The sequence below is a fragment of the Massilia sp. BKSP1R2A-1 genome (assembly GCF_050586525.1).
Lineage (GTDB): Bacteria > Pseudomonadota > Gammaproteobacteria > Burkholderiales > Burkholderiaceae_D > Telluria.
The window spans coordinates 215,705-241,737 of the sequence record NZ_JBOBRE010000002.1 but is presented as its reverse complement, the minus strand read 5'-3'; the positions used below and the strand labels follow the sequence as shown (position 1 = coordinate 241,737).

General features: G+C 65.8%; 23 protein-coding genes. 20 read left to right on the top strand and 3 right to left on the bottom strand.

Features of this window, described 5'->3' with window-relative positions:
• Nucleotide 1 precedes the first annotated feature (1 nt).
• From mraY to lpxC, 13 genes are all read left to right on the top strand, one after another.
• Nucleotides 2-1,171 carry a phospho-N-acetylmuramoyl-pentapeptide-transferase gene (gene mraY / locus ACQ7JA_RS04345; protein WP_430894878.1) on the top strand — a complete coding sequence of 390 codons (1,170 nt, stop codon included), beginning with the start codon at nucleotides 2-4 and terminating at the stop codon, nucleotides 1,169-1,171.
• A gap of 4 nt (nucleotides 1,172-1,175) precedes the next feature.
• Entirely contained in the window at nucleotides 1,176-2,687 is a 1,512-nt protein-coding gene (gene murD, locus ACQ7JA_RS04340; RefSeq protein ID WP_430894876.1) for a UDP-N-acetylmuramoyl-L-alanine--D-glutamate ligase, read from the top strand.
• Nucleotides 2,687-3,904 carry a putative lipid II flippase FtsW gene (gene ftsW / locus ACQ7JA_RS04335; RefSeq protein WP_430894874.1) on the top strand — a complete coding sequence of 406 codons (1,218 nt, stop codon included), beginning with the start codon at nucleotides 2,687-2,689 and terminating at the stop codon, nucleotides 3,902-3,904. The genes murD and ftsW overlap by 1 nt, the downstream gene beginning before the upstream one ends.
• Nucleotides 3,901-4,974, top strand: coding sequence for an undecaprenyldiphospho-muramoylpentapeptide beta-N-acetylglucosaminyltransferase (murG, locus tag ACQ7JA_RS04330; protein ID WP_430894872.1), 1,074 nt, complete (start codon nucleotides 3,901-3,903; stop codon nucleotides 4,972-4,974). The genes ftsW and murG overlap by 4 nt, the downstream gene beginning before the upstream one ends.
• Nucleotides 4,971-6,359, top strand: coding sequence for a UDP-N-acetylmuramate--L-alanine ligase (gene murC, locus ACQ7JA_RS04325; protein ID WP_430894870.1), 1,389 nt, complete (start codon nucleotides 4,971-4,973; stop codon nucleotides 6,357-6,359). Before murG ends, murC begins: the two co-directional genes overlap by 4 nt.
• A gap of 16 nt (nucleotides 6,360-6,375) precedes the next feature.
• Complete coding sequence (locus tag ACQ7JA_RS04320) at nucleotides 6,376-7,347, top strand: D-alanine--D-alanine ligase (protein WP_430894868.1); 972 nt, start codon at nucleotides 6,376-6,378, stop codon at nucleotides 7,345-7,347.
• A 6-nt stretch (nucleotides 7,348-7,353) separates the two neighbouring features.
• On the top strand, nucleotides 7,354-8,175 hold the full coding sequence (locus ACQ7JA_RS04315; RefSeq protein ID WP_430894866.1) for a cell division protein FtsQ/DivIB: 822 nt from the start codon (nucleotides 7,354-7,356) through the stop codon (nucleotides 8,173-8,175).
• 13 nt (nucleotides 8,176-8,188) lie between these two features.
• Entirely contained in the window at nucleotides 8,189-9,421 is a 1,233-nt protein-coding gene (ftsA, locus tag ACQ7JA_RS04310; protein ID WP_036210857.1) for a cell division protein FtsA, read from the top strand.
• Nucleotides 9,422-9,604: 183 nt separating this feature from the next.
• Nucleotides 9,605-10,801: a cell division protein FtsZ gene (gene ftsZ, locus ACQ7JA_RS04305; protein ID WP_430894864.1), complete on the top strand. Its 1,197-nt coding sequence runs from the start codon at nucleotides 9,605-9,607 to the stop codon at nucleotides 10,799-10,801.
• 126 nt (nucleotides 10,802-10,927) lie between these two features.
• Nucleotides 10,928-11,431 (top strand): peroxiredoxin, encoded by a 504-nt coding sequence (locus ACQ7JA_RS04300; RefSeq protein ID WP_430894862.1) that lies wholly within the window; start codon nucleotides 10,928-10,930, stop codon nucleotides 11,429-11,431.
• Nucleotides 11,432-11,481: 50 nt separating this feature from the next.
• Entirely contained in the window at nucleotides 11,482-11,931 is a 450-nt protein-coding gene (locus ACQ7JA_RS04295) for a GNAT family N-acetyltransferase (protein ID WP_430894860.1), read from the top strand.
• Nucleotides 11,932-11,980: 49 nt separating this feature from the next.
• A complete protein-coding gene (locus tag ACQ7JA_RS04290; RefSeq protein WP_430895399.1) occupies nucleotides 11,981-12,823 on the top strand; it encodes a DMT family transporter in 843 nt (280 codons plus the stop codon).
• 39 nt (nucleotides 12,824-12,862) lie between these two features.
• The gene (gene lpxC / locus ACQ7JA_RS04285; protein ID WP_430894858.1) at nucleotides 12,863-13,798 is read left to right on the top strand and encodes a UDP-3-O-acyl-N-acetylglucosamine deacetylase; all 936 of its coding nucleotides are present in this window, start codon (nucleotides 12,863-12,865) and stop codon (nucleotides 13,796-13,798) included.
• A 44-nt stretch (nucleotides 13,799-13,842) separates the two neighbouring features.
• Here lpxC and ACQ7JA_RS04280 read toward each other — a convergent pair whose 3' ends face one another.
• On the bottom strand, nucleotides 13,843-14,307 hold the full coding sequence (locus ACQ7JA_RS04280; RefSeq protein ID WP_430894856.1) for a DciA family protein: 465 nt from the start codon (nucleotides 14,305-14,307) through the stop codon (nucleotides 13,843-13,845).
• A gap of 190 nt (nucleotides 14,308-14,497) precedes the next feature.
• On the opposite strand from ACQ7JA_RS04280, the gene ACQ7JA_RS04275 reads away from it, so the two are divergent.
• The 3 genes from ACQ7JA_RS04275 (at nucleotide 14,498) to secA (ending at nucleotide 20,058) form a co-directional block, all read left to right on the top strand.
• A complete protein-coding gene (locus tag ACQ7JA_RS04275; RefSeq protein WP_430894854.1) occupies nucleotides 14,498-15,883 on the top strand; it encodes an MBOAT family O-acyltransferase in 1,386 nt (461 codons plus the stop codon).
• Nucleotides 15,884-15,885: 2 nt separating this feature from the next.
• Complete coding sequence (locus ACQ7JA_RS04270; protein WP_430894852.1) at nucleotides 15,886-17,094, top strand: hypothetical protein; 1,209 nt, start codon at nucleotides 15,886-15,888, stop codon at nucleotides 17,092-17,094.
• 180 nt (nucleotides 17,095-17,274) lie between these two features.
• Entirely contained in the window at nucleotides 17,275-20,058 is a 2,784-nt protein-coding gene (secA, locus tag ACQ7JA_RS04265) for a preprotein translocase subunit SecA (RefSeq protein ID WP_430894850.1), read from the top strand.
• Nucleotides 20,059-20,165: 107 nt separating this feature from the next.
• On the opposite strand, the gene alr is transcribed toward secA, so the two are convergent.
• Nucleotides 20,166-21,269: an alanine racemase gene (gene alr, locus ACQ7JA_RS04260; protein ID WP_430894848.1), complete on the bottom strand. Its 1,104-nt coding sequence runs from the start codon at nucleotides 21,267-21,269 to the stop codon at nucleotides 20,166-20,168.
• 7 nt (nucleotides 21,270-21,276) lie between these two features.
• Entirely contained in the window at nucleotides 21,277-22,566 is a 1,290-nt protein-coding gene (locus ACQ7JA_RS04255; protein ID WP_430894846.1) for a D-amino acid dehydrogenase, read from the bottom strand.
• A gap of 110 nt (nucleotides 22,567-22,676) precedes the next feature.
• Here ACQ7JA_RS04255 and ACQ7JA_RS04250 point away from each other — a divergent pair, with 110 nt between their 5' ends.
• The 4 genes from ACQ7JA_RS04250 to mutT all read left to right on the top strand — a co-directional run bounded on the left by ACQ7JA_RS04250 (nucleotide 22,677) and on the right by mutT (nucleotide 26,014).
• Entirely contained in the window at nucleotides 22,677-23,162 is a 486-nt protein-coding gene (locus ACQ7JA_RS04250; RefSeq protein WP_430894844.1) for an Lrp/AsnC ligand binding domain-containing protein, read from the top strand.
• Between the two features lie 306 nt (nucleotides 23,163-23,468).
• Nucleotides 23,469-24,707, top strand: coding sequence for a bifunctional glutamate N-acetyltransferase/amino-acid acetyltransferase ArgJ (gene argJ / locus ACQ7JA_RS04245; RefSeq protein ID WP_430894842.1), 1,239 nt, complete (start codon nucleotides 23,469-23,471; stop codon nucleotides 24,705-24,707).
• A 4-nt stretch (nucleotides 24,708-24,711) separates the two neighbouring features.
• Nucleotides 24,712-25,602: an ATP-binding protein gene (locus ACQ7JA_RS04240; RefSeq protein WP_430894840.1), complete on the top strand. Its 891-nt coding sequence runs from the start codon at nucleotides 24,712-24,714 to the stop codon at nucleotides 25,600-25,602.
• Nucleotides 25,595-26,014, top strand: a complete 420-nt coding sequence (mutT, locus tag ACQ7JA_RS04235; RefSeq protein ID WP_430894838.1) for an 8-oxo-dGTP diphosphatase MutT — start codon at nucleotides 25,595-25,597, stop codon at nucleotides 26,012-26,014. Before ACQ7JA_RS04240 ends, mutT begins: the two co-directional genes overlap by 8 nt.
• Nucleotides 26,015-26,033: the final 19 nt, after the last annotated feature.

The window sequence follows — 26,033 nt, the reverse complement described above, 5'->3', positions numbered from 1 at the left end:
CATGCTTCTCTGGCTCGCCCAATACTTCCAGGACTACATCGGTCCGCTGCGCGTCTTCAACTACATCACCTTCCGCGCGGTGTTCGCCACCATCACGGCGATCGCCATTGGCCTCATCTGCGGCCCGGCCGTGATCCGCAAGCTGACCGCGATGAAGGTCGGCCAGGCCGTGCGCACCTACGGTCCGCAGACCCACCTGGCCAAGCACGGCACCCCGACCATGGGCGGCGTGCTGGTCCTGATCTCGATCGGCATCTCGACCCTGCTATGGTGCGACCTGTCGAACCGCCTGATCTGGCCGGTGCTGGTCGTGACCATGGGCTTCGGCGCGGTCGGCTGGGTCGACGACTACCGCAAGGTGGTCTACAAGGACCCGGAAGGCATGCGCTCGCGCGAGAAATACTTCTGGATGTCGCTGATCGGCATCGCCTCGGCGCTGTACCTGGCGTTCTCGGTCTCGGCCGCGAACCCGTGGCAGGTGCTGCAGCTCTTCTATGCCTGGGTGCAGTCGGGCTTCTCGATGACGCTGCCGCCGAAGGCCGACCTGATCGTCCCCTTCTTCAAGTCGATCAGCTACCCGATGGGCGTGTGGGGCTTCATCGCGCTGACCTATTGCGTCATCGTCGGCTCCTCGAACGCGGTCAACTTCACCGACGGCCTGGACGGCCTGGCCATCATGCCGACCGTGATGGTCGGCGCCGCGCTCGGCCTGTTCGCCTACCTCACCGGCAGCGTGACTTTCTCCAAATACCTGTTCATCCCCTACATCCCGGGCGCCGGCGAACTGCTGATCTTCTGCGGCGCAATGGCGGGGGCGGGCCTGGCCTTCCTCTGGTACAACGCGCACCCGGCCCAGATGTTCATGGGCGACGTCGGCGCGCTGGCGCTGGGCGGCGCGCTCGGCACCATCGCCGTCATCGTGCGCCAGGAAATCGTCCTGTTCATCATGGGCGGCGTGTTCGTGGCCGAAACCCTGTCGGTGATCATCCAGGTCACCTGGTTCAAGTACACGAAGAAGCGTTACGGGGCAGGGCGCCGCGTCTTCCTGATGGCGCCGCTGCACCACCATTTCGAACAAAAGGGCTGGAAGGAGACCAAGGTCGTGGTCCGCTTCTGGATCGTGACCATGATGCTGGTCCTCATCGGCCTGTCTACCCTGAAGCTGCGCTAAGAGCATGAACTACGAAGGCAAAACCGCACTGGTGCTGGGCCTGGGTGAATCCGGGCTGGCGATGGCGCAATGGCTGGCACGTTGCGGCGCGCGCGTGCGCGTGGCCGACACGCGTACCGAGCCGCAGCGCCTGTTCGCCCTGCGCCAGGCGGTGCCGGCGGCCGATTTTGTCGGCGGCGACGCATCTGGAAAATTCGCTGAGAGCCTGCTCGAGGGTGTGGATTTCGTCGCCGTCAGCCCGGGCCTGGCCCCGGACCGCGAGCTGGCCGTGGTGAGCCCGGCCGCACGCGAGCGCGGCATCCCCGTGTGGGGCGAGATCGAACTGTTCGCCCAGGCCCTCGCGCACCTGCGCAGCGAACACGCATACACGCCGAAAGTCATCGCCATCACCGGCACCAACGGCAAGACCACCGTCACCAGCCTGACCGGCCTGCTGTGCCGCCGCGCCGGCCTGTCGACCCGCGTCGCCGGCAACATCAGCCCGGCGGCGCTGGACGTGCTGCGCGAATGCCTGGACAGCGACGACCTGCCGCAAGCCTGGGTGCTGGAACTGTCCAGCTTCCAGCTGCACACCACCTTCAGCCTGCAGGCCGATGCGGCGACCGTCCTGAACCTGACCCAGGACCACCTGGACTGGCACGGCAGCATGGACGCCTACGCGGCGGACAAGGCGCGCATCTTCGGCAGCGCTACCATCCGCGTGCTGAACCGCGACGACGCCACCGTGATGCGGATGAAGGCCATCGACACGCCGGCCTTCACCTTCGGCACCGGCGAACCGGCCGAGCCGGACAGCTTTGGCCTCATCAACGAGCGCGGCGTGCTGTGGCTGGCCAATGCCGTGGCGCTCGATGACGAGCCCCTGAAAAAGCTGAAGAAGGGCGAGAGCGCGCCGCCCGTGGAAGTCACCGTCAACCGCCTGATGCCGGCCGACGCCCTCAAGATCCGCGGCCTGCACAATGCCTCGAATGCGCTGGCCGCGCTGGCCCTGTGCCGCGCCTGCGGCCTGCCGCTGGCGCCGCTGCTGCACGGCCTGCGCGAGTACGCGGGCGAGCCGCACCGCGTCGAACTGGTCGCCAATATCGACGGCGTCGATTTCTACGACGACAGCAAGGGCACCAATGTCGGCGCCACCGTCGCCGCGCTGGAAGGCCTGGGCAAGGCGTTCGCGGGCGAAGACCAGCAGATCCTCCTGATTGCCGGCGGCGACGGCAAGGGCCAGGATTTCGCGCCGCTGGCGCTCCCGGCCTCGCGCTACGTGCGCGCCGTGCTGCTGATCGGCCGCGATGCGCCTAGTGTGCGCGCCGCGATCGAGCCGAGCGGCGTGCCTGTCTTCGACCTCCCGGGCCTGCCGGAAGCCGTGCGTCGCGCCAGCGGCCTGGCGCGTCCCGGCGACGCCGTGCTGCTGTCGCCGGCCTGCGCCAGCCTCGACATGTTCACCAACTACGCGCACCGCGCGCAGGTGTTCGTCGACGCCGTCCGCGACATCGCACTGGAAAAGGGGCAGGAGATCTGATGGCCTTCCAGCTTCCATTCAAGTTTTCCGGATCGAGTAGCGACGCGAGGATCGCGGAACGCAGCCGTCCGTCGAAAATGATGGATTACGACCAGCCGCTGGTCTGGGTCACCGTGCTCCTGATGCTGTTCGGCCTCGTGATGGTGTATTCGGCGTCGATCGCGCTGCCGGATTCGCCCAAGTTCGCGTACCTGCAGGACAAGAACGAGTACTTCCTCTACCGCCAGATGATGTACATCGGCGTGTCGATGGCCGCCGCCGCCGTGGTGTTCCAGGTACCGATCGCCGTGTGGCAGAAATACGCGCCCCTGCTCTTCATCGGCACCCTGGTGCTGCTGGCGATCGTCCTGATTCCAGGCATTGGCGTCTCGGTCAACGGCGCGCGCCGCTGGCTGCCGCTGAAGGTCATGAACCTGCAGCCCTCCGAACTCATGAAGATCGCCGCCGTCCTGTACGCGGCCGATTTCACGGTGCGCAAGCAGGAATACATGCACAAGCTGACCAAGGGCTTCCTGCCGATGATGGTCGCGATCGGCCTGGTCGGCGGCCTGCTGCTGATGGAACCGGACCTGGGCGCGTTCGGCGTGATCGTCTGCATCGCCATGGGCATCCTGTTCCTGGGCGGGATCAACATCGTCTGGTTCGGCGGCATCGGCGCGCTGCTGGTCCTGATCTTCGTGTCGATCATCGCCCTGTCGCCGTTCCGCCGCGCGCGCATGTTCGCCTACCTCGATCCCTGGGAAGAGGGCAATGCGCTGGACAAGGCTTATCAATTGACCCACTCGCTGATCGCCTTCGGCCGCGGCGAATTCTTCGGCGTGGGCCTGGGCGGCAGCGTGGAAAAACTGTTCTACCTGCCGGAAGCGCACACCGACTTCATCATGGCCGTGATCGGCGAAGAACTCGGCCTGGCCGGCGTGCTGGTCGTGATCGCCATGTTCTACTGGCTGGTGAAACGCGCCTTCGACATCGGCCGCCAGGCGATTGCCCTGGACCAGATCTTCGCTGGCCTCGCCGCGAAAGGGATCGGCATCTGGATCGGCGTGCAGACCTTCATCAATATGGGCGTGAACCTGGGCCTGCTGCCGACCAAGGGCCTGACCCTGCCGCTCATGAGCTTCGGCGGCTCGGGCGTGCTGTTCAACTGCGTGGGCCTCGCGATCCTCCTGCGGATCGACTACGAGAACCGTGTCCGCATGCGTGGAGGCCGCACATGAAGAAGCTGATGATCATGGCGGCCGGCACCGGCGGCCACATCTTCCCCGGCATCGCGATCGCGCAGACCATGCGCGCGCGCGGCTGGGAGGTCTCGTGGCTGGGCACGGCGCACGGCATGGAGACGGACCTGGTGCCGAAGGCCGGCATCCCGATGGACAGCATCGACTTCGCCGGCCTGCGCGGCAAGGGCCTGAAACACACCATCACGGGGGCTTTCAAGATGCTCGGCAGTTTCGTAAGCTGCCGCCGCTACCTGGCCAAGCGCGCACCGAGCGTGGTGCTGGGCATGGGCGGCTACGTGACGGTGCCGGGCGGGATGATGGCGCGTTCGCGCGGCGTGCCGCTGGCACTGGTGAATGCCGATGCGGCCCTGCTGCTGTCGAACAAGACCCTGGCCCCGATCGCCCAGCGCGTGCTGTTCGGCTTCCCGGCGGACTTCGGCAAGGCGGCGGGCAAAGCAGTCGTCACCGGCAATCCGGTGCGCCAGCAGATCCTGGACCTGCCGGCGCCAGGCGAGCGCTTCGCCGGCCGTACGGGTCCGCTGCGCATCCTGGTGGTGGGCGGCAGCCTGGGCGCCAGGGTGCTGAACGACAGCGTGCCGGCGGCCCTCTCGATGCTCGAGCCGACCTTGCGTCCGGTCGTGACCCACCAGTCCGGCAAGAAGAACATCGAGGCCCTGCGCGCCGCGTATGCGCAGGCCGGCGTCGAAGCGAATGTGGTCGACTTCATCGACGACATGGCGGCCGCCTACGGACAAGCCGACCTGGTGATCTGCCGCGCAGGCGCGATCACGGTGTCGGAACTGACCGCGGCCGGCGTGGCCAGCGTGCTGGTGCCTTTCGTGGCCAGCACCACCAGCCATCAGCGCGACAACGCGGTCTGGATGGCGGGGCAGAAGGCGGCCGTGTACCTGCCGCAGGGCGAACTGAATCCGCAGCGGCTGGCAAGCCTCTTGCTGTCGACCAGCCGTGAAGACTGCCTGGCGATGGCGCAGGCAGCCCACGGCGTCGGCAAGCGCGATGCGAACGAAGCAATTGCAAATGAACTTGAAAGATTGGCAGGCGCATGAAGCATAAGATCAAGAACATCCATTTCGTCGGCATCGGCGGCAGCGGCATGAGCGGCATCGCCGAGGTGCTGCTCAACCTGGGCTACAAGGTGTCGGGCTCCGACCTGTCGAGCAATGCCGCCAGCCAGCGCCTGGCGGAACTCGGCGCGCGCGTCTACACGGGCCACTCGGCCGAGCACGTGGTCGGCGCCAACGTGGTCGTGACCTCGACCGCCGTCAACGAAGCCAATCCGGAAGTCGTTGCCGCCCGCGCCGCCAAGGTGCCGGTGGTGCCGCGCGCGATCATGCTGGGCGAACTGATGCGCCTGAAGCGCGGCATCGCGATCGCCGGCACCCACGGCAAGACCACCACCACCAGCCTGGTCGCCTCGGTGCTGGCCGCCGGCGGCATGGACCCCACGTTCGTCATCGGCGGCCGCCTGACGGCAGCCGGCGCCAACGCCGCACTGGGCTCGGGCGAGTACATCGTGGCCGAGGCGGATGAATCCGACGCCTCCTTCCTGAACCTGTCGCCGATGATCGAGGTGATCACCAACATCGACGCCGACCACATGGACACCTACGAGCACGACTTCGAGAAGCTGAAGGCGGCGTTCGTGAACTTCACCCACCGCCTGCCGTTCTACGGCCGCGTGATGCTGTGCATCGACGACCCGCACGTGCGCGCCATTCTGCCGCAGGTAACCAAACCGGTGACGACCTACGGCTTCTCGGAAGACGCCGAAGTGCGCGCCCTCGATGCCCACGCCGATGGCGTGCAGATGCACTTTACCGTGCGCCAGCAGGGTTATCCAGATGCGAAGTTCGTGCTGAACCAGCCGGGCATGCACAATGTGCAGAACGCCTGCTCGGCAATCGCCATCGCGCGCGAGATCGGCATCCCGGACGAGGCAAGCAACGTCGGCCTGCAGGAATTCCGTGGCGTCGGCCGCCGCTTCACCCGCTACGGCGACGTGGCCATCCCCGGCGGCGGCAGCTTCACCCTGGTGGACGACTTCGGCCACCACCCGGTCGAGACCGAAGTCACCCTGGCCGCCGCGCGCGCCGCCTACCCGGGCCGCCGCCTGGTGCTGGCCTTCCAGCCGCACCGCTACAGCCGCACCCGCGACCTGTTCGAGGACTTCGTGAAGGTGCTGGCAACCCCGGACGTGCTGCTGCTGGCCGACGTCTACCCGGCCGGCGAGGCGCCGATCGTGGCCGCCGACGGCCGCGCCCTGGCGCGCGCACTGCGTACCGGCGGCAAGGTGGAACCGATCTTCGTCGAGGCGATCGCCGACATGCCCGCCGCCATCCTGAACGCGGTGCGCGACGGCGACGTCGTCATGACCATGGGCGCCGGCTCGATCAGCGGCGTCCCGCTTCAACTGACCACTGCAAAGGCATAACATTGTGAATGCGACCGTGAACGCACCAACCACCCCCATCGACCCGGCATCCTTCGGCAAGGTCGGCGTGCTCTTCGGCGGCCGCTCCGCCGAGCGTGACGTGTCGATCATGTCCGGCACCGGCGTGCTGAACGCATTGAAAAGCCGCGGCGTCGACGCCCATCCCTTCGACCCGGGCACCCAGAGCCTGGCCGAGCTGGCCGCGCAAGGTTTCGACCGCGTCTTCATCGCGCTGCACGGCCGCTACGGCGAGGACGGCAGCCTGCAGGGCGCCCTCGAGCAGCTCGGCATCCCCTATACCGGCAGCGGTGTGATGGCCTCCGCCGTCGGCATGGACAAGATCACCACCAAGAAGATCTGGAAGATGGACGAGATCCCGACGCCGGACTACATGACGATCGACCCGTCCACCGACCTCGACGAAGTCCTGGTCGCGCTCGGCCTGCCGATGATCGTCAAGCCGCCGCTCGAAGGCTCGACCATCGGCATCAGCAAGGTCAGCAAGGCGGACGAGCTGAAGGCGGCCGTCGACGTCGCCCTCGGCTTCGACCCCGTGGTCCTGGCCGAGGAATTCGTCACCGGCCGCGAATTCACCGTGGCCGTGCTGGGCAGCGGCAAGACGGCGCGCGCCCTGCCGATCGTCGAGATCGTGGCCCCGGAAGGCAACTACGACTACCAGAACAAGTACTTCACCGACGACACCAAGTACCACTGCCCGGCGCCGCTGGATGCGGCCCTGACGGAAGAGATCCAGCGCCACGCCGTGAACGCCTACCGCGCGCTCGGCTGCGAAGGCTGGGGCCGCGTCGACGTGCTGGTGCGCCAGGAAGACATGCGTCCCTTCCTGCTGGAAGTGAACACCTCGCCGGGCATGACCTCGCACTCGCTGGTGCCGATGGCCGCGCGCGCGGTGGGCATCGGCTACGAAGACCTGTGCCTGGAAATCCTGGCATCGGCCCGGCTGAAGATGGCCAAGGTGAAAGGCTAAGCACGCATGTGGCATGACGTCCGCGCCCTCAACGCCACCGCCAGTTCCCTGGTGGCCGTGACGGTGCTCGCCGTTCTCGCGTCGATCGTGTGGTGGCTGTCGCAGCTGCCCATGTTCTCGCTGCGCGCGGTGACGGTGGAAAGCATGTACGAGATCCCGCTGCGCCACGTGAACGAGCTCACGGTGCGCAACGGGGTGATCGGCAAGATCCGCGGGAATTTCTTCACCACGGACCTGGAACAGGTGAGAAGCACGTTCGAAACCGTGCCCTGGGTGCGCCGCGCCACGGTGCGCCGCGAGTGGCCGAACCAGCTGATCGTCGAGGTCGAGGAACACGAGGCGCTCGGCACCTGGGGCGACGACCGCCTGCTGTCGGTCAAGGGCGACGTGTTCACCGCCAACCTGGCCGAGGCCGACGACGACCACGAGCTGCCGGCCTTCGAGGGCCCGAAGGGCAGCGAGAAGCAGGTGCTGGCGCGCTTCACGGAGCTGCGCACCCTGTTCGCGCCCGTGCAGCTGGCGCCGCAGGCACTGTCGCTGTCCGAGCGCTATGCCTGGACCGTGAAGCTGGACAACGGCATGAGCGTGGCCCTGGGCCGCGAGCAGGACAGCGATATGCTGAAGAAGCGCGTGCAGCGGCTGGTGGGCGTCTACCCGCAGCTGGTCGCGCGACTGCAGGAAGGCCGCATCGACACGATCGACATGCGCTATCCGAACGGCCTGGCGCTGTCCTCGGCGGCGCTGGCAGTCCCGGAAGATGCCAGCAAGCCGGTGAAGCCGGCCAGGAAGAAACCGAATCAACCTAACAAAACCAGCAAACAAACATAAGCAGGCAACAGCAATGACAAAAGACGCGAAGAACCTGATCGTCGGCCTCGACATCGGCACCTCGAAAGTGGTGGCGGTCGTGGCCGAAGTGATGTCCGACGGACGCCACGAGGTGATCGGCCTCGGTCAGCACGAGTCGAAAGGATTGAAGAAGGGCGTGGTCGTCAACATCGAGGCCACCGTCGAGTCGATCCAGCGCGCGCTCGAGGAAGCGGAGCTGATGGCCGACTGCAAGATCCGCAACGTCTATGCTGGCATCGCCGGCAGCCATATCCGCTCCTTCAATTCGAGCGGCATGGTTGCGATCAAGGACAAGGAAGTCACCGCCACCGACGTGGCGCGCGTGATCGAGACCGCCAAGGCGGTGAACATCCCGACCGACCAGCAATTGCTGCACACGGTGCCGCAGGAATTCATCGTCGACAACCAGGAAGACGTGCGCGAGCCGATCGGCATGAGCGGCATCCGCCTGGAGGTGCGCGTGCACATCGTCACCGGTGCGGTGTCCGCGGTCCAGAATATTGTAAAGTGCGTGCGCCGCTGCGGGCTCGAGGTCTCGGACCTGATCCTGCAGCCGATCGCCTCGGCCGACTCCGTGCTGACCACCGACGAAAAGGAACTGGGCGTGGTGCTGATCGACATCGGCGGCGGCACCACCGACATCGCCGTGTACTCCGACGGCGCGATCCGCCACACCGCGGTGCTGCCGATCGCGGGCGACCAGATCACCAGCGACATCGCGATGGCCCTGCGCACGCCGACCGGCGAAGCCGAGGACATCAAGATCCGCTACGGCGTGGCCAAGCAGGTGCTGGCCGATCCGGGCGAGACGCTCGAGGTGCCGGGACTGGGCGACCGCGGACCGCGCGCCCTGTCGCGCCAGGCGCTGGCCGCCGTGATCGAGCCGCGCGTCGAAGAGCTGTTCGCGATGGTGCACACGGTGGTGCGCGAGTCGGGCTACGAGGGCGTGCTCTCGTCAGGCATCGTCCTTACCGGCGGCAGCTCGATCATGCCGGGCATGATCGAAATGGCCGAAGACATCTTCCTCAAACCGGCGCGCCTCGGCACGCCGGACTACCGCGGCCAGCTGGCCGACGTCGTGCGCAGCCCACGCTACGCCACGGTGCTCGGCCTGCTGCTGGAAGCGAAGAAGCAGTACCTGCGCGGGCACATCGTCACGCGTCAGGATGGTTCGGTGAAAGCAGTCTGGCAACGCATGAAGGAATGGATAGCGGGGAATTTTTAATCGAAGGTTCACAGGCAGGTTTTCAGCAGCACGCAACACACGAAATATTTAGGTACGTCAGCAACAAAGCGTTCACGGGTCAAGGTTTTTTACATACAATCGCTACTTCCGGTTTCAGGGCCTGTCAGGGGCCTGGCAAATCCCTCGCAACCGGCAGCGGCATTTGAATATTGGGAGTTCATCATGGAGTTCGATATGGTCGATAACGCAGCACTGGGAACCGTTATCAAAGTCGTGGGCGTCGGCGGCGCAGGCGGCAATGCGGTTCAGCACATGATCAATAAAGGTGTGTCCGGTGTCGAGTTCATCGCCGCAAACACGGATGCGCAGGCACTTGCCGCGTCGAGCGCAAACAACATCATCCAGATCGGCGAATCCGGCCTGGGCGCAGGCATGCGTCCGGAAGTCGGCCGCCAGCTGGCCGAGCAGTCGCGTTCGCGCATCGAAGACGCGCTGCGCGGCGCGCACATGGTCTTCATCGCCGCCGGCATGGGCGGCGGCACCGGCACCGGCGCCGCGCCGATCGTCGCCGAAGTCGCCAAGACCATGGGCGCACTGACCGTCGCCGTCGTCTCGAAGCCGTTCTCGTACGAGGGCGACAAGTGCATGCAGGTCGCCGAGCAGGGCCTGGAAGAGCTGTCCAAGCACGTCGACTCGCTGATCGTCATCCTGAACGAGAAGCTGGAAGACATCTACGAGGACGACTGCATGCTCGACTGGATGAAGCACGCCGACGACGTCCTGAACAACGCAGTGGCCGGTATTGCCGAGATCATCAACGTGCCGGGCCACATCAACGTCGACTTCAACGACGTGAAGACCATCATGGGCGAGCAGGGCAAGGCCATGATGGGCACCGCGACCGCTTCGGGCGTGGACCGCGCGCGCATCGCCGCCGAACAGGCCGTGGCATCGCCGCTGCTGGACGGCATCGACCTGTCGGGCGCCAAGGGCGTGCTGGTCAACGTGACCGCAAGCCGTGGCCTGAAGGGCAAGGAGATCAAGGAAGTCATGGCCGCCGTGCGCGCCTTCGCCGCGCCGGACGCGTCGATCGCACAGGGCATCGCCTACGACGACGCGATGGGCGACGAGCTGCGCGTGACCGTGGTCGCGACCGGCCTGGGCAAGAACAAGAAGATGCAGCTGGTGCAGCCGCAGCAGGTGCTGCGTACCGGTACCTATAACGCACCGGTGATGGCCGGTTCGGCGGCGGTCGCCGGCGGCCTGACCATGGGCCAGGCAGGCGGCGACGCCATGGGCGGCATGAAGCAACCGGCCGTGTGGCGCCGCGAGCAGGCTTCGGAGCAGGTGCAGGCCATGCAGCGCAACGGCGTCGAGACCTACGACATCCCGGCCTTCCTGCGCAAGCAGGCTGACTAAGCCAGTCGTCAATCGATAGCGAAGGGCCAGCGCAAGCTGGCCCTTTGTTTTTTTGGCCGCCGCCAGCAGGCGATGAGCGGATCGGCGATAATTGCCAGATTCCCAAAACACAAGAAGGAGCACACCATGACCATTCAAGTCGGCGACCGCCTGCCGGAAGGCACCCTGTCGGAATTCATCGAAACCGAAACCGCGGGCTGCTCGCTCGGTCCAAATACCTTCGAGGTGGCGGACCTGGTCCGGGGCAAGAAGATCGTCATCTTCGGCCTGCCGGGCGCCTACACCCCGACCTGCTCGGCGCAGCACGTGCCGGGCTACGTCCAGCACGCGGACGCCCTGAAAGCAAAAGGTGTCGATGAAATCTGGTGCATCTCGGTGAACGACGCCTTCGTGATGGGCGCCTGGGGCCGCGACCAGAAGGCCACCGGCATCGTGCGCATGATGGCCGACGGCAACGCCGCCTACTCGAAGGCCCTGGGCCTGGACGCCGACTTCTCGAAGCACGGCATGGGCACGCGCTCGAAGCGCTACTCGATGCTGGTCGAGGACGGCGTGGTCAAGGCGCTGAACGTCGAAGCCGCCGGCTTCGAAGTCTCGAGCGCCGAGAAGATGCTGGAACAACTGGGCTGAACTCAGCCGCAAACCACTGCAAACGGCGCCGCGGCGCCGTTTTTCATCCCATGATCATCAATGCCGAAACCCCGGACCAGCCAGAAGTCCGCGCCATGCTGGAACAGCTCGACGCCTACTGCGCCGCCCTGTATCCGGCCGAATCGAACCACCTGATGGACATCGCGTCCCTGCTGCAGGGCGATGTGCTGTTCCTCGTTGCGCGCGATGTCGATGGAAGAGCGGTCGGCTGTGCAGCCCTGGTCAACCGCGGCAGCTACGGCGAAGTGAAGCGCATGTTCGTCGATACCGCGCGGCGCGGCCTCGGCACGGGCGCCAAGCTGCTCGAGTACCTGGAGATGTTCGCGCGCATGTCCGGCATCCGCGAGCTCAAGCTGGAGACGGGCATCCACCAGCCCGAGGCGATCCGTCTGTATGAGCGCGCCGGCTTCATGCGCTGCGAACCCTTCGGCGACTACCAGCCGGACCCATTGAGCCTGTTCATGGAAAAAGCCCTGTAAGGTAAAGCTTGTGACCCGACCCAGCGGAAACCTGTACAGCATCTACGCGATGATGCTGGCCGTGTTCATGTTCGCCCTGATGGACACGGTGATGAAGCTGCTCTCGCAGCGCTACCCGGCCATCCAGGTGGCGGCGCTGCGCTCGCTCACCTCGCTGCCCCTGATCGTCGTCTACGTGGGGGTGAGGGTCGGCTACGGCGACATATTCAGGATCCGCTGGCCCCTGCACGTCCTGCGCGCGGTGCTGGGCATCGCCATGCTGAGCTTCTTCGCCTTCGGCATCCGCAAGCTGTCGCTGGCCGAGGCCTATTCGATCTTCTTCATCGCGCCGGCCATCATCACGGCCTTGTCGGTGTGGTTCCTGAAGGAGAAGGTCAACGTCGCGCGCTGGATGGCGATCGGCGTGGGCCTGTGCGGCGTGCTGGTGGTGCTGCGCCCGAGCGGGGCGGGTTTTCTCACCATCGGCGGCCTGGCGGTGCTGGGCGCGGCCGCGATGTACGCGATCTCGGCGATCACGGTCGGCATCCTGGCGCGCACCGACCGCAGCGAATACATGGTGTTCTGGCTGATGGTGATGATGTCGATCGGCGCCAGCCTGCTGGCCGCGCCTGGCTGGGTGGCGATGAGCATGCAGGACGCGCCGCTGCTGCTCGGCCTGGCCCTGTCCGGCTTCATCGGCCAGCTGGCCATCACCGAAGCCTTCGCCAAGGGCGACGCCTCGAGCGTGGCGCCCTTCGAGTACACGGCCCTGGCCTGGGCCGTGGGCCTGGACTGGCTGCTGTGGCAAACCCTGCCGGACGCATGGACCATGGCGGGCGCCGCGATCATCATCGGCAGCGGTATGTATCTGATTCGCCACGAAAAAACCCATGTGGAGTCGGACCATCCCTAGCCGTCAGCGCCGGAAAAAGCGCTGGGCTATAATCGTCGGATGCTGAAACAACGAACCATCAAACAGGTCGTCCGCACCACCGGTGTGGGCGTCCATTCGGGCACCAAGGTCGAACTGACCCTGCGTCCGGCGCCCCCGGGCGCCGGCATTACCTTCCGCCGCGTCGACTACGACCCCATCGTCGCCATCCCGAGCGCCGCCGACGTGGTCGGCGAAACCCGCATGGCCACGGTCCTGATCAAGGACGGCGCGCGCGTCTCCACCGTCGAACACCTGATGTCGGCCTGCTACGGCCTGGGCATCGACAACCTGGTCGTCGACGTGACGGCCGAAGAAATCCCCATCATGGACGGCTCGGCGGCTTCCTTCGTCTTCCTGCTGCAGCAGGCCGGCCTGGAAGAGCAGGACGCGCCCAAGCGCTTCATCCGCGTGCTCAAGGACGTCGAGATCCGCCAGGGCGAGGGCAAGAACGAGAAGTGGGCGCGCCTGTCGCCCTACGACGGCTTCAAGCTCGACTTCTTCATCGAATTCAACCACCCGGCCGTGGACGGCACCATGCAGCGCGCCGCGGTCGACTTCGGCGAAGTCTCCTACGTGCACGACGTGGCGCGCGCCCGTACCTTCGGCTTCATGCAGGACGTCGAAACCCTGCGCGGCCTGGGCCTCGCGCGCGGCGGCTCGCTGGAAAACGCGATCGTGATGGACGAATACCGCATCCTGAATGCGGACGGCCTGCGCTACGAGGACGAGTTCGTGCGCCACAAGATCCTCGATGCGATCGGCGACCTGTACATCGTCGGCCACCCGCTGCTGGCCAGCTATACGGCGCACAAGTCGGGCCACGCGCTCAACAACGAGCTGCTGCGCAAGCTGCTGGCGCAGACCGATGCCTACGAGTGGGTGGAGTTCGATTCGCTGGGCGACGCGCCGCCTTCGTACGTGCGGCAGATGACGCGGGAGTGGGCCGAAGTCTGATTCGTCCCGCCGGGGATGAAGGCGCGCCGTCGAGCGCGCCTTTTTTATTTGCGCTTCTCGGCGAGCCGGCGCAGGGCCGCCACCAGGTCCTTGTTCTGCGAGGTCTCTTCCAGCGATTCCGCCAGGTCCTCGAAGGCCTGCACCGCCGTGGGCGGCAATTCCAGGGTGCGCATCTGCGGTTTTTCGGGCATGGCGCGCCCCACCTGCACCTTCAGGCGGATCGATTCCACCGGCCAGCCCTTGGCGGCCAGGGCCGTCTGCAGCTTCGGGACCATCTGCTTCATGCGCGCGGCCACGGCCGAGCTTGGTACGGCGAGCACCAGCGTGCCTTCGTGGAAGGCGATCACATCGGTATTGCCGGCCAGGACGGGCAGGACGGCCGCACAGTCCGACTGCAGGCGGGCCATGCGCATGGCGGCCGGCAGCAGGCTGGCCATGCGGTCGTTGGCGCGCAGAAAGTCGGTGGCGACGATCGACGTTTGCCGGTTCTTGGTACCGTAGATATGCACTGGAAAGTTTCGGAAGAAGAGGGCGGGACAGGGTGGAACATACCACAGCACAGGACATTTGCAATGGCATGGTGATAACGCAAACCGGGGCGGAGCGGGGCTCACGCTGTGTCAAACTTGCTTCGTCTTAACATTATTCCTACAATTGTCGGAATCGATGGCGCGTCGCTGTCGCCTTCGACCACGTCCCATGCTGTTTTCCTCGATCGTCTTCCTGTTCTTTTTCCTTCCCAGCTTTCTCGCCCTCTACTATCTGCTGCCGTGGAAGAACGCGGTCCTGCTGCTGGGCAGCCTGGCCTTCTACGCCTGGGGCGAGCCGCGCTTCGTGCCCCTGCTGCTGCTGTCGGCCGCGATCAACTACGGCGCCGGCCTGGCGATCGCCCGCGACCGGGCGCGTGGAAAAACCTGGCTGGCGCTGGGCGTGGGCGCCAACCTGCTCATGCTCGCCTGGTTCAAGTACGCCGGTTTCCTGGCGGAGGCTATTAATAACGCGCTCGCGGCCGGCATCCCCGTCCCGCACATCACACTCCCGCTCGGAATCTCCTTCTTCACTTTCCAGGGCATTTCCTACCTGATCGACGTCTACCGGGGCGACGTCGCGGCCCAGCCGAGCTTGTTCAAGTTCGCCACCTACAAGGCCCTGTTCCCGCAACTGATCGCCGGCCCGATCGTGCGCTACCGCCAGATCGCCGGCGAGATGGGCGAGCGGGTGCTGTCCAACGAGCGCCTGCTTGCCGGTTTCCGGATCTTCGCGATCGGCCTGGCGCAGAAGGTGCTGATCGCGAACACCCTGGCGATGCCGGCCGACCGCCTGTTCGGCGCGAACCTCGACGAGCTGTCCGCGCCGACCGCCTGGCTGGGCCTCCTGTGCTACACCCTGCAGATCTACTACGACTTTTGCGGCTACTCGAACATGGCGATCGGCCTGGGCCACATGCTGGGCTTCAGCTTCCCGCCCAACTTCGACCGCCCGTATTCCGCGCGCTCGGTGACCGAGTTCTGGCAGCGCTGGCACATCAGCCTCTCGTCCTGGTTCCGCGACTACCTGTACATCCCGCTCGGGGGCAACCGCCGCGGGCCGCTGCGCACCTACTTCAACCTGGGCCTGGTCTTCCTGCTGTGCGGCCTGTGGCATGGCGCGGCCTGGACCTTTGTCCTGTGGGGCGTCTGGCATGGCGCCTGGCTGATCGTCGAGAGGATGGGCCTGCGTGGCCTGCTCGACCGCCTGCCGCGGCCGCTGGCCCAGTGCTGGACCCTGGCCCTCGTCATGCTGGGCTGGGTCTGGTTCCGGGCAAGCGACCTGGATGCGGCGCTGGGCTATTTCGGCGCGCTGGCGGGCGGGGCGGGCAACCCCGCCGGCCACCCCTGGCAGGCCGAGATCGGCGCGCTGGAAGGGGTGACGCTTGCCATCGGCCTGCTGCTGGCCATCCTGCCGACCGGGCGCGCGCCCGGCGTGCCGGCGCCCCGGGCCCCGGGCCGCTGGGCCGGCCTGCCGCTCGCCCTGGCCTCGGTCGCCCTGTGCGCCTGCAGCCTGGCCAGCGGCACCTACAACCCCTTCCTTTATTACCGGTTCTGATCATGGGTGTCATTCGACAAGCGGCAAGTCTGCTGCGCACGCACGCGGCCAAGCTGGTGCTGACCGCCTTCCTGGCCCTGCCCATGGTGGCCGCCGTGCTGTGGCCGGTCGACGCCACCATCGAGCAGCGCGAACTGGCGCCGGCGCCGAAGAAGCCGCACAGTCTGGAGGAGGTGCTGGCCTGGCCGGCCCAGGCCGAAGCCTGGACCAACGACCACTTCGGCTGGCGCCCGCAGATGGTGACCAGCTTTTCGCGCCTGCGTTTCGAGCTGTTCCATCGCTTCCCGACCCAGCAGGTGATGGCCGGGCGCGAAGGGCGCCTGTTCCTGGTGTCGCACAACGACCGCGGCGAGCGCTATACCCTGCTGGTCGCCTGCGGCTGGCAGTTCGACCGCTTCGAGCGCGTGCTGGCCGACCTGAACCGCTTCGAGCAGACCGTCCGCCAGCAGGGCATTCCGGCCAAGCTGCTGGTGGTGCCGAGCGGCCCCGTCGTCTACAGCGAGGAATTGCAGCCCTGGGCGGCAGAGCGCTGCCGTCCCGAGAACGTGCCCATGGCCCGCCTGCTGGCTTCGCCCCGGCTCAGGCCCGAAGCGCGGGCGCTGATCTACCACCCGCTGGCCGAGATGCGGGCCCAGCGTGAGCGCATCATGTTCTTCCCGAAAAATTACTTTCACTGGGCCGGCGCCGGCGCGGCCGCGGTGGCCGGGATGACCGAGCGCCAATTCTGGGGACGCGACGAGGCCTTTGCGCCGCCGATCCCCATGGTGGCCAAGGAGCAGCCTTCGGAGATCCGCTTCATGTTCCCGGGCATTAACCCGGTCAGCATGGTCCAGGACCAGGACTACGCCGGCACCACGATCACGCCCTGCTATGGCGCGCCGTGCTTCCCGGAGATCCAGCCGGTCATGGAAAAGCTGGGCGTGGTGGGCCGCTACCTGAACTCGGCGCCGAAGCTGGGCCCGCGGCTGGTGGTGCTGACCGATTCCTTCGGCTACAGCGGCGGGCCGGTGTTCTCGCGCTATCACCGCGAAGTGGTGTTCGTGTCGACCAATATGCTGGTGCGCCTGGACGAGAAGGAGCGCGAGCAGTTGCGCAAGCTGCTCTTCGTGCCGGGCAGCGACGACGAAGTCCTGTTCCTTTATCATGACGCGACCGTGCTGGCCAACCGGATCGAGACCGATCTCGGCATGCTGTTTCCAGCGAAGCAATAAATTTATTGCCTGATGGCCAGCCATCGCACCTTGTTATCTATGCACTTGTCCCCAAGTGTGGCCGGATCGCATGATAAAATCAGTAGCTTTTTGCCATAGGCGGTCTTCGGCGGGTCGTATGGACGATCCACCCCAGGCTCTTTTCGCGGCGTTGCAGCACCTTTTATCCAGAAATTAAGCATGTCATTCCTGACCCAGATTTTCGGCAGCCGTAACCAGCGACTGCTCAAGCAATACCAAAAGACCGTGCGTCAGATCAACGCGCTCGAGCCGCAGATGGAAAAGCTGTCGGACGCCGAACTCCAGGCCAAGACACCCGAGTTCAAGGAGCGCCTGGCGGGTGGCCAGACCCTCGATGACATCCTTCCGGAAGCCTTCGCCGTCTGCCGTGAAGCCGCCAAGCGCGTGCTGCGCATGCGCCACTTCGACGTGCAGCTGATCGGCGGTATGGTCCTGCACCAGGGCAAGATTGCGGAAATGGGCACCGGGGAAGGTAAAACCCTGATGGCGACCCTGCCGGTCTACCTGAACGGCCTGTCCGGCAAGGGCGTGCACGTCATTACCGTCAACGATTACCTGGCCCAGCGCGACGCGGACCAGATGGGCCGCCTGTACGCCTGGCTGGGCCTGTCGACCGGCGTGAACCTGTCCCAGCTCGACCACGACAGCAAGCAGACCGCCTACAGCTCGGACATCACCTACGGCACCAACAACGAATTCGGCTTCGACTACCTGCGCGACAATATGGTCTACGACGCGCGCGAGCGCGTGCAGCGCGGCCTGAACTTCGCCGTGGTCGACGAGGTCGACTCGATCCTGATCGACGAAGCGCGTACCCCGCTGATCATCTCCGGCCAGGCCGAGAACCACACCGACCTGTACTACAAGATCAACGAAGTGCCGCCGCAGCTGACCCTGCAGATCGGCGAAGAAACCCCGGACGGCAAGGGCAAGGTCGAAGTCCCGGGCGACTACACCAAGGACGAGAAGGCGCACACCGTGCTGCTGACCGAGGCCGGCCACGAGAAGGCCGAAGCCATCCTGACCAGGATGGGCCTGCTGCCTGAAGGCGCCTCGCTCTACGACGCCGCCAACATCACCCTGATCCACCACCTGTACGCGGCGCTGCGCGCCCACGTCCTGTACCACAAGGACCAGCACTACGTGGTGCAGAACGGTGAAGTGGTGATCGTCGACGAATTCACCGGCCGCCTGATGACGGGCCGCCGCTGGTCCGACGGCCTGCACCAGGCCGTGGAAGCCAAGGAAGGCGTGCGCATCCAGAACGAGAACCAGACCCTGGCCTCGATCACCTTCCAGAACTACTTCCGCATGTACGGCAAGCTGGCCGGCATGACCGGTACGGCGGATACCGAAGCCTACGAATTCCAGGAGATCTATGGCCTGGAGACCGTGGTCGTCCCGCCAAACAAGCCGTCGCAGCGCAAGGACCGCCAGGACCAGGTGTACAAGTCGGCGGAAGAGAAGTACAACGCGATGCTCAACGACATCCGCGACTGCTACGAACGCGGCCAGCCGGTGCTCGTGGGTACGACCTCGATCGAGAACTCGGAGCTTCTGTCGGGCATCCTGAACAAGGCGAACCTGCCGCACAACGTGCTCAACGCCAAGCAGCACGCCCGCGAGGCGGAAATCATCGCCCAGGCAGGCCGTCCGAAGATGATCACCATCGCCACCAATATGGCGGGCCGCGGTACCGACATCGTCCTGGGCGGCAATGTCGAGAAGCAGATCCAGATCATCGAAGCCAATCCCGAGCTGTCGGATGCCGACAAGGCCGCGCAGGCCAAGACCCTGCGCGACGAATGGCAGTCGCTGCACGACCACGTGGTGAGCGTGGGCGGCCTGCACATCATCGGTACCGAGCGCCACGAATCGCGCCGGGTCGACAACCAGCTGCGCGGCCGTTCGGGCCGCCAGGGCGACCCGGGTTCCTCGCGCTTCTACCTGTGCCTGGACGATCCGCTGCTGCGCATCTTCGCGGGCGACCGCGTGCGCGCCATCATGGAACGCCTGAAGATGCCGGAAGGCGAGCCGATCGAAGCGGGCATCGTGACCCGTTCCATCGAGACCGCCCAGCGCAAGGTCGAGGCCCGCAACTTCGATATCCGCAAACAGCTGCTGGAATACGACGACGTTGCCAACGACCAGCGCAAGGTGATCTACACCCAGCGTAACGAGCTGCTCGAGTCGACCGACATGACCGACCTGATCGTCTCGCTGCGCGGCGGCGTGTTCACCGACCTGGTGCGCCAGTACGTGCCGGCCGAATCGGTCGAAGAGCAGTGGGACATCCCGTCGCTGGAATCCGTGCTGGCTGCCGAGTGGAACCTGAACGTTTCGCTGCAGCAGATGCTGAAGGACGATCCGAACCTGAACGACGACGACATCCTGGAAGCCGTGCTGAAGGCCGCCGAGACCTCGTATGACAGCAAGGTGGGCGTGGTCGGCAAGGAATCCTTCGGCGGCTTCGAACGCAACGTCATGCTGCAGAGCGTCGACACCCACTGGCGCGAACACCTGGCGGCCCTCGACCACCTGCGCCAGGGCATCCACCTCCGCGGTTACGCCCAGAAGAACCCGAAGCAGGAATACAAGCGCGAAGCCTTCGAGCTGTTCAGCAGCATGCTGGACATGATCAAGAACGAAGTGATCCGCACCGTCATGACCGTCCGCATCCAGACCCGCGAGGAAGTCGAGGCGGCCGAAGCGGCGATGGCGGCGCAGGCGGCGCACCTGGAAAACATCAACTACCAGCACGCCGACTTCAACCCCTCGGCCGCGCCGGAAGAGCTGCTCAACCCGAACCCGGTGCGCAGCGACTCGGCGCCGGTGGCGGCGGAAGACCACAGCACCTATATGGGCGTGAAGGTCGGCCGCAACGATCCGTGCCCGTGCGGTAGCGGGAAGAAGTTCAAGCAGTGCCATGGCAAGCTGGCGTAAGCTGCTGAAAGCGTAAACGGAAACGGCCGGACGAGATGTCCGGCCGTTTTTTTGTTTGGGCTGTTCGTAGGGTGGACGGCTTCGCCGGCTGCGCGCCCCGGTCCACCCTACAGGTAACGCCTGTGGAACCGTCCACCTAATCGGGTCAGCACCTCATACCCGATCGTCCCCGCCAGCGCCGCCACCTGATCGACCGGCAGCGTCGGCCCCATCAACTCGACCTCCGCCCCCGGCACCACGCGCTCCGCAGGAATCCCGGTCACATCCAGCCCCATCGAATCCATCGACACCCGTCCGACGATCGGCACCACGACGCCATCGATCGCCGCCTGCCCGCGCCCCGACAGCGAACGCGGCCAGCCATCCGCATACCCCACGGACACGGTCGCGATGCGCCGCTCGCCCGCGCACACATGATGTGCGCCATAGCCCACCACGTCGCCATCGCACACGGTGCGCACCTGCACCACACGCGCATGCAGCGAGACCGCCCCCTGCAGGGGATTCGGCTGCCCGGGCTGAGGATTGATACCGTACAGCGCCGCGCCCGGGCGCAGCAGGTCGTAGTGGTACTCGGGGCCAAGGAAGATACCCGAGGAATTCGCCAGGCTGGCCGGCACGCCGGGAAGCAGTTCGCGCAGCGCGTCGAAGCGGCGGCGCTGCGATTCGTTCATCGGGGAATCGGGTTCGTCGGCGCAGGCCAGGTGGCTCATCGCGAGGGCAGGGCGCACGCCCGCCAGCCAGTCCGGCTGCGCGCTGAGCGCGGCGAGGTCTGCTGGCGCGAAGCCCATGCGCGACATGCCGGTGTCGAACTGGATCGCGGCCGGCAGCTCCTGCCCCAGTTTCAGCGCCAGTGCACGCCACTCCTGCAGCTGCCCCGGATCGTTCAGCACCGGCCTCAGGTCGTACTGGAAGAAGTCCCTGGCCGTGCCGGGCGGCGGGCCGTGCAGGACGTAGATGAGGCAATGCTCGGGAACCAGCTGGCGCAGCGCGATCGCCTCCTGCAGGTGCGCGGTGAAGAACACCTTGCAGCCCTCGAGCGCCAGCGCCGGCGCCACCTGTTCCATGCCGAGCCCGTAGGCGTCGGCCTTCATGACGGCCGCGCAGGCGGCGCGCGACATATTGGCCAGCTGGCGGTAGTTGGCGCGGATCGCGCCCAGGTCGACCGTCAACCGCGCCCCGGCGCGGGACGCATCCACAGAATCCACCATCTGCCGCTTACGCCTTGACCAGTTCGGGACGATTGCCCAGCTGTGGGGTGCCGGCATAGCGGAACACCGCGAGGTCGTCGGCGCGGATCGCCGGCTGCTTGCCGCTCACGAGGTCCGCGATGACGGCGGCCGAGCCGCAGGCCATGGTCCAGCCCAGGGTGCCGTGGCCGGTGTTCACGAACAGGTTGCGCAGCGGGGTCGCGCCGACCACCGGGGTGCTGTCCGGGGTCATCGGGCGCAGGCCGGTCCAGAAGGTCGCCTCGCGGGTGTCGCCGGCGCCCGGGAACAGGTCGTTGACGACCATCTCGAGGGTCTCGCGGCGGGCCGGGTTCAGGTATTTGCTGTAGCCCGCGATCTCGGCCATGCCGCCCACGCGGATGCGGTTCTCGAAACGGGTAACGGCGATCTTGTAGCTCTCGTCCAGGATGGTCGACACCGGGGCGCGGCTCGCGTCCGTGATCGGCACGGTAATCGAATAGCCCTTGAGCGGATAGACCGGCAGCGTGAATTGCTCTTTGAGCAGCAGGCGCGAATAGCTGCCCAGCGCCAGCACGTAGCGGTCGGCAGTGAGGGTGCCCTTGGCGGTGCGCACGCCCGTGATCTGGCCGCCGGCCACGTCAAGGGCCTGGATGTCGGTGTCGAACTCGAAGCGCACGCCGAGGTCGCGCGCCATCGCGGTCAGGCGGGTGGTGAACATCTGGCAGTCGCCGGTCTCGTCGTTCGGCAGGCGCAGGCCGCCGACCAGGGTCGCGTGGTTGCCCAGCGCCGGCTCGGCCTTGCCGAGTTCGCGGCCCTGCAGCAGTTCGTAGTCGACGCCGGCATCCCTCAGCACCTCGATGTCCTTGCCGGCGCTCTCGAGCTGCTGCTGGGTGCGGAACAGCTGGATGGTGCCCAGGGTGCGGCCCTCATACGTGATGCCCGTCTCGGCGCGCAGGGCGCGGATGCAGTCGCGGCTGTACTCGGCCAGGCGCACCATGCGCTCCTTGTTGACCGCATAACGGTCGGCCGTGCAGTTGCGGTACATCTGCCACATCCATTGCAACTGGAACAGCGAGCCGTCCGGACGGATGGCCAGCGGCGCGTGCTTCTGGAACAGCCACTTGGCGGCCTTCAGCGGGATGCCCGGGGCCGCCCAGGGCGAGGCGTAGCCCGGCGAGATCTGGCCGGCGTTGGCGAAACTCGTCTCCAGGGCAGGGCCGGGTTGACGGTCGATGACGGTGACGTCGTGGCCAGCCTTGGCCAGGTAGTAGGCGGTGGTCACGCCGATGACGCCGCTGCCCAGTACGAGAACGCGCATGTTCTACAGATCCTTCAGGGAAAAGAAACCGGATTCAGAAAAGATTGCCATGATATCGCGGGTGGTGAAATAATGGATTCTGTTATTACGCAGCTTTTTAGTGAAATTTCATGCGCGTCCAGAAAAATTCGAACCGGGTGCTCGACAGGATCGACCTCCACATCCTGGCCGTGCTGCAGGACGACGCCCGCATCGTCATGAAGGACCTGGCCGAGCAGGTCGGGCTCTCGCTCACGCCCTGCATCGAACGGGTCAGGCGCATGGAGCGCGACGGCGTGATTACAGGCTACCATGCGCGCGTGAATCCGCAAGCCATGGGCCTGCAGATCCTCGTGTTCGTGGAGATCACGCTGCACCAGAAATCCGAGAAGGCCTTCGACCGCTTCCGCCGCGCGATGCTCGGCATTCCCGAGGTGATGGAATGCCACCTGGTGTCCGGCGACTTCGACTACCTGATCAAGGCGCGCATCCCCGAGATGAGCGAATACCGGCGCCTGCTGGGCGAGATCCTGCACGTGGCCGATGCCGGCCAGTCGAAGAGCTATGTGGTGATGGAAGAGCTGAAGGAAACCCTGGCGATTTCCATTCCGCGGTAGGGTGGTCGGCTCCGCCGACCGCGCGTTCAGCCAGCGTGTGAACGGACGATACGTCTGTTCATGACGGAGTCGGACGCGCGCACGGCGTAAAACAGTCCACTGGACTGTTTTACCGTGCACCCTACCTATTGCTGCGCGTGCAGGTTTTCCATCGCACGGCGCAGGAAGTCGATGACCTCTCTTCAGCGTTGGACACATCCGGGGACCTCACGCAGCGTGAGGGTCAAGCACAATATCGGCGGTACCTCGGTCCCGGGCCGCTGGCAGTACAATAATGCATTCGACAATTTTTCCAATGAGATCGCCATGGCCGTCAATTCCCCCCTGCCCGTCGCAGCCGACCTGAAACCCGTCAACGGTGTCGAGATCGGCTTTGCCCAAGCCGGCATCAAGAAGCCCAACCGCAAGGACCTGCTGGTGATGAAACTGGCCGAGGGCGCGACCGTGTCCGGCGTGTTCACCCTGAACCGCTTCTGCGCGGCGCCGGTCCAGCTCAGCAAGGCGAATCTTGCGGCCGTCACGGGCGGCGGCAAGCCGATCCGCGCGCTGGTGGTCAACACCGGCAATGCCAACGCCGGCACCGGCGAGCAGGGCCTGGCCAATGCCCAGGCCACCTGCGCGGAAGTGGCCAAGCTGATGGGAATCGATGCCCAGCAGGTGCTGCCGTTCTCCACCGGCGTGATCCTCGAGCAGCTGCCGATCCAGAAGATCATCGACGGCCTGCCGGCCGCGGTCTCCAATCTGAAGGCGGACAACTGGTTCAACGCCGCCGAGGCGATCATGACCACCGACACCCAGCCGAAGGCAGCGTCGCGCACCGTGATCATCGGCGGCCACGAAGTCACCATGACCGGCATCAGCAAGGGCGCCGGCATGATCAAGCCGAACATGGCCACCATGCTGGGCTATCTCGCGATCGACGCGAAGGTCGCGCAGCCGGTGCTGGACGAACTGGTCAAGCACGCCGCCGACCACTCCTTCAACAGCATCACCATCGATGGCGATACCTCGACCAACGATTCCTTCATCGTGATGGCGACCGGCACCGGCGGTCTCTCGATCGATGGCGCATCGGGCGCCGACTACGAGGCGCTGAAGGAAGCGGTCACCGACATCTCGCGCAACCTGGCGCAGCAGATCATCCGCGACGGCGAAGGCGCGACCAAGTTCATGACCATCACCGTCGAGGGTGGCCGCAATGTGGAAGAGTGCCGCAAGATCGCCTACGCGATCGCCCACTCGCCGCTGGTCAAGACCGCCTTCTTTGCCTCGGACCCGAACCTGGGCCGCATCCTGGCCGCCGTCGGCTATGCCGGCGTGGACGACCTCGACGTGAGCAAGCTCGATCTCTACCTGGACGACGTGTGGGTGGCCAAGCAGGGCGGGCGCAACCCGGACTACAAGGAAGAAGACGGCCAGCGCGTGATGCAGCAGTCCGAGATCACCACCCGCGTGAGCCTGGGCCGCGGCGATGCCACGGCCACCGTCTGGACCTGCGACCTGTCGCACGACTACGTGTCGATCAACGCCGACTATCGTTCTTGAATCGATGACGCCCCTCGAGCAGTTCCTGCACCGCGCCGAAGCCTTATTGGCGCGGGTCGAGGCGGTGCTGCCGCCGGCGGTCCCGCGCGAGCCGGACTGGAAGCGCAGTTTCGCTTTCCGCTGGAGGAAGCGCGTGAATGGGGGAGGGAAGTACCTGGCGCCGGTGCTGCACGCTTCAAACATCCGCCTGGACGACCTGCAGCACGTCGACGCGCAGAAGCGCCAGATCGAGCAGAACACCCGCCAGTTCGTGCTGCGCCGGCCGGCCAACAACGTCCTGCTCACGGGCGCGCGCGGCACCGGCAAGTCCTCGCTCATCAAGGCTTGCCTGAACGGTTTCGCCGACCAGGGCCTGCGCCTGATCGAGGTGGACAAGGCGGATCTCGCCGACCTGCCCGACATCGTCGACCTGGTGGCCGGACGGCCCGAGCGCTTCGTGATCTTCTGCGACGACCTGTCCTTCGAAGAGGGCGAGGCCGGCTACAAGGCGCTCAAGGTGGCGCTGGACGGCAGCATCTCGGCCCAGTCGGACAATGTGCTGATCTACGCGACCTCGAACCGGCGTCACCTGATGCCGGAAAAGATGTCCGATAACGCCGGCTACACGCATGGGGACGACGGCGACCTGCATCCGGGCGAGACGGTCGAGGAAAAGATCTCGCTGTCGGAGCGTTTCGGGGTGTGGCTGTCCTTCTATCCCTTCAGGCAGGACGACTACCTGGGGATCGTGGCGCACTGGCTGGCCAGCTTCGGCTGCGACAAGGAACAGATCGAGGCGGCGCGCCTGGAGGCCCTCCAATGGGCCCTGCAGCGCGGCTCGCGCTCGGGCCGCGTGGCCTGGCAATTTGCGAAGGACTATGCCGGCAGGCTGCCGGACAGTGAAACGAATGAATGACGCAGCGAAGCACTCCTTGAAAAAGCCGGTCGACGTCGCCGTCGGCATCCTGATGCGCGAGAACGGCGACGTGCTGCTGGGCCAGCGTCCGGAAGGCAAGCCCTATGCGGGCTATTGGGAATTCCCGGGCGGGAAAGTGGAGCAGGGCGAGGACATCTTCCACGCGCTGCAGCGCGAATTCATCGAGGAGCTGGGCATCGAGGTGGTGAGTGGCGAAGCCTGGTGCTGCGTGGAGCACGTGTACGAGCACGCGCATGTGCGGCTGTATTTCTACATCTGCCGCGAGTGGAAGGGCGAGCCGCAAAGCCTGGAAGGGCAGGCGTTTGCGTGGCAGGGAGCGTATAGCGTGAGTCCCTTGCTGCCGGCGACGATTCCCTTGTTGGCGTGGCTGGACAAGGTGCGCTTCGCCTAAACGCATCGACTGTTTGAAC

Coding starts and splice junctions, on each gene's coding strand:
- mraY (WP_430894878.1), top strand. CDS start 2: ATGCTTCTCTGGCTCGCCCAATACTTCCAGGACTACATCGGTCCGCTG.
- murD (WP_430894876.1), top strand. CDS start 1,176: ATGAACTACGAAGGCAAAACCGCACTGGTGCTGGGCCTGGGTGAATCC.
- ftsW (WP_430894874.1), top strand. CDS start 2,687: ATGGCCTTCCAGCTTCCATTCAAGTTTTCCGGATCGAGTAGCGACGCG.
- murG (WP_430894872.1), top strand. CDS start 3,901: ATGAAGAAGCTGATGATCATGGCGGCCGGCACCGGCGGCCACATCTTC.
- murC (WP_430894870.1), top strand. CDS start 4,971: ATGAAGCATAAGATCAAGAACATCCATTTCGTCGGCATCGGCGGCAGC.
- ACQ7JA_RS04315 (WP_430894866.1), top strand. CDS start 7,354: ATGTGGCATGACGTCCGCGCCCTCAACGCCACCGCCAGTTCCCTGGTG.
- ftsA (WP_036210857.1), top strand. CDS start 8,189: ATGACAAAAGACGCGAAGAACCTGATCGTCGGCCTCGACATCGGCACC.
- ftsZ (WP_430894864.1), top strand. CDS start 9,605: ATGGAGTTCGATATGGTCGATAACGCAGCACTGGGAACCGTTATCAAA.
- ACQ7JA_RS04300 (WP_430894862.1), top strand. CDS start 10,928: ATGACCATTCAAGTCGGCGACCGCCTGCCGGAAGGCACCCTGTCGGAA.
- ACQ7JA_RS04295 (WP_430894860.1), top strand. CDS start 11,482: ATGATCATCAATGCCGAAACCCCGGACCAGCCAGAAGTCCGCGCCATG.
- ACQ7JA_RS04290 (WP_430895399.1), top strand. CDS start 11,981: ATGATGCTGGCCGTGTTCATGTTCGCCCTGATGGACACGGTGATGAAG.
- lpxC (WP_430894858.1), top strand. CDS start 12,863: ATGCTGAAACAACGAACCATCAAACAGGTCGTCCGCACCACCGGTGTG.
- ACQ7JA_RS04275 (WP_430894854.1), top strand. CDS start 14,498: ATGCTGTTTTCCTCGATCGTCTTCCTGTTCTTTTTCCTTCCCAGCTTT.
- ACQ7JA_RS04270 (WP_430894852.1), top strand. CDS start 15,886: ATGGGTGTCATTCGACAAGCGGCAAGTCTGCTGCGCACGCACGCGGCC.
- secA (WP_430894850.1), top strand. CDS start 17,275: ATGTCATTCCTGACCCAGATTTTCGGCAGCCGTAACCAGCGACTGCTC.
- alr (WP_430894848.1), bottom strand. CDS start 21,269: ATGGTGGATTCTGTGGATGCGTCCCGCGCCGGGGCGCGGTTGACGGTC.
- ACQ7JA_RS04255 (WP_430894846.1), bottom strand. CDS start 22,566: ATGCGCGTTCTCGTACTGGGCAGCGGCGTCATCGGCGTGACCACCGCC.
- ACQ7JA_RS04250 (WP_430894844.1), top strand. CDS start 22,677: ATGCGCGTCCAGAAAAATTCGAACCGGGTGCTCGACAGGATCGACCTC.
- argJ (WP_430894842.1), top strand. CDS start 23,469: ATGGCCGTCAATTCCCCCCTGCCCGTCGCAGCCGACCTGAAACCCGTC.
- ACQ7JA_RS04240 (WP_430894840.1), top strand. CDS start 24,712: ATGACGCCCCTCGAGCAGTTCCTGCACCGCGCCGAAGCCTTATTGGCG.
- mutT (WP_430894838.1), top strand. CDS start 25,595: ATGAATGACGCAGCGAAGCACTCCTTGAAAAAGCCGGTCGACGTCGCC.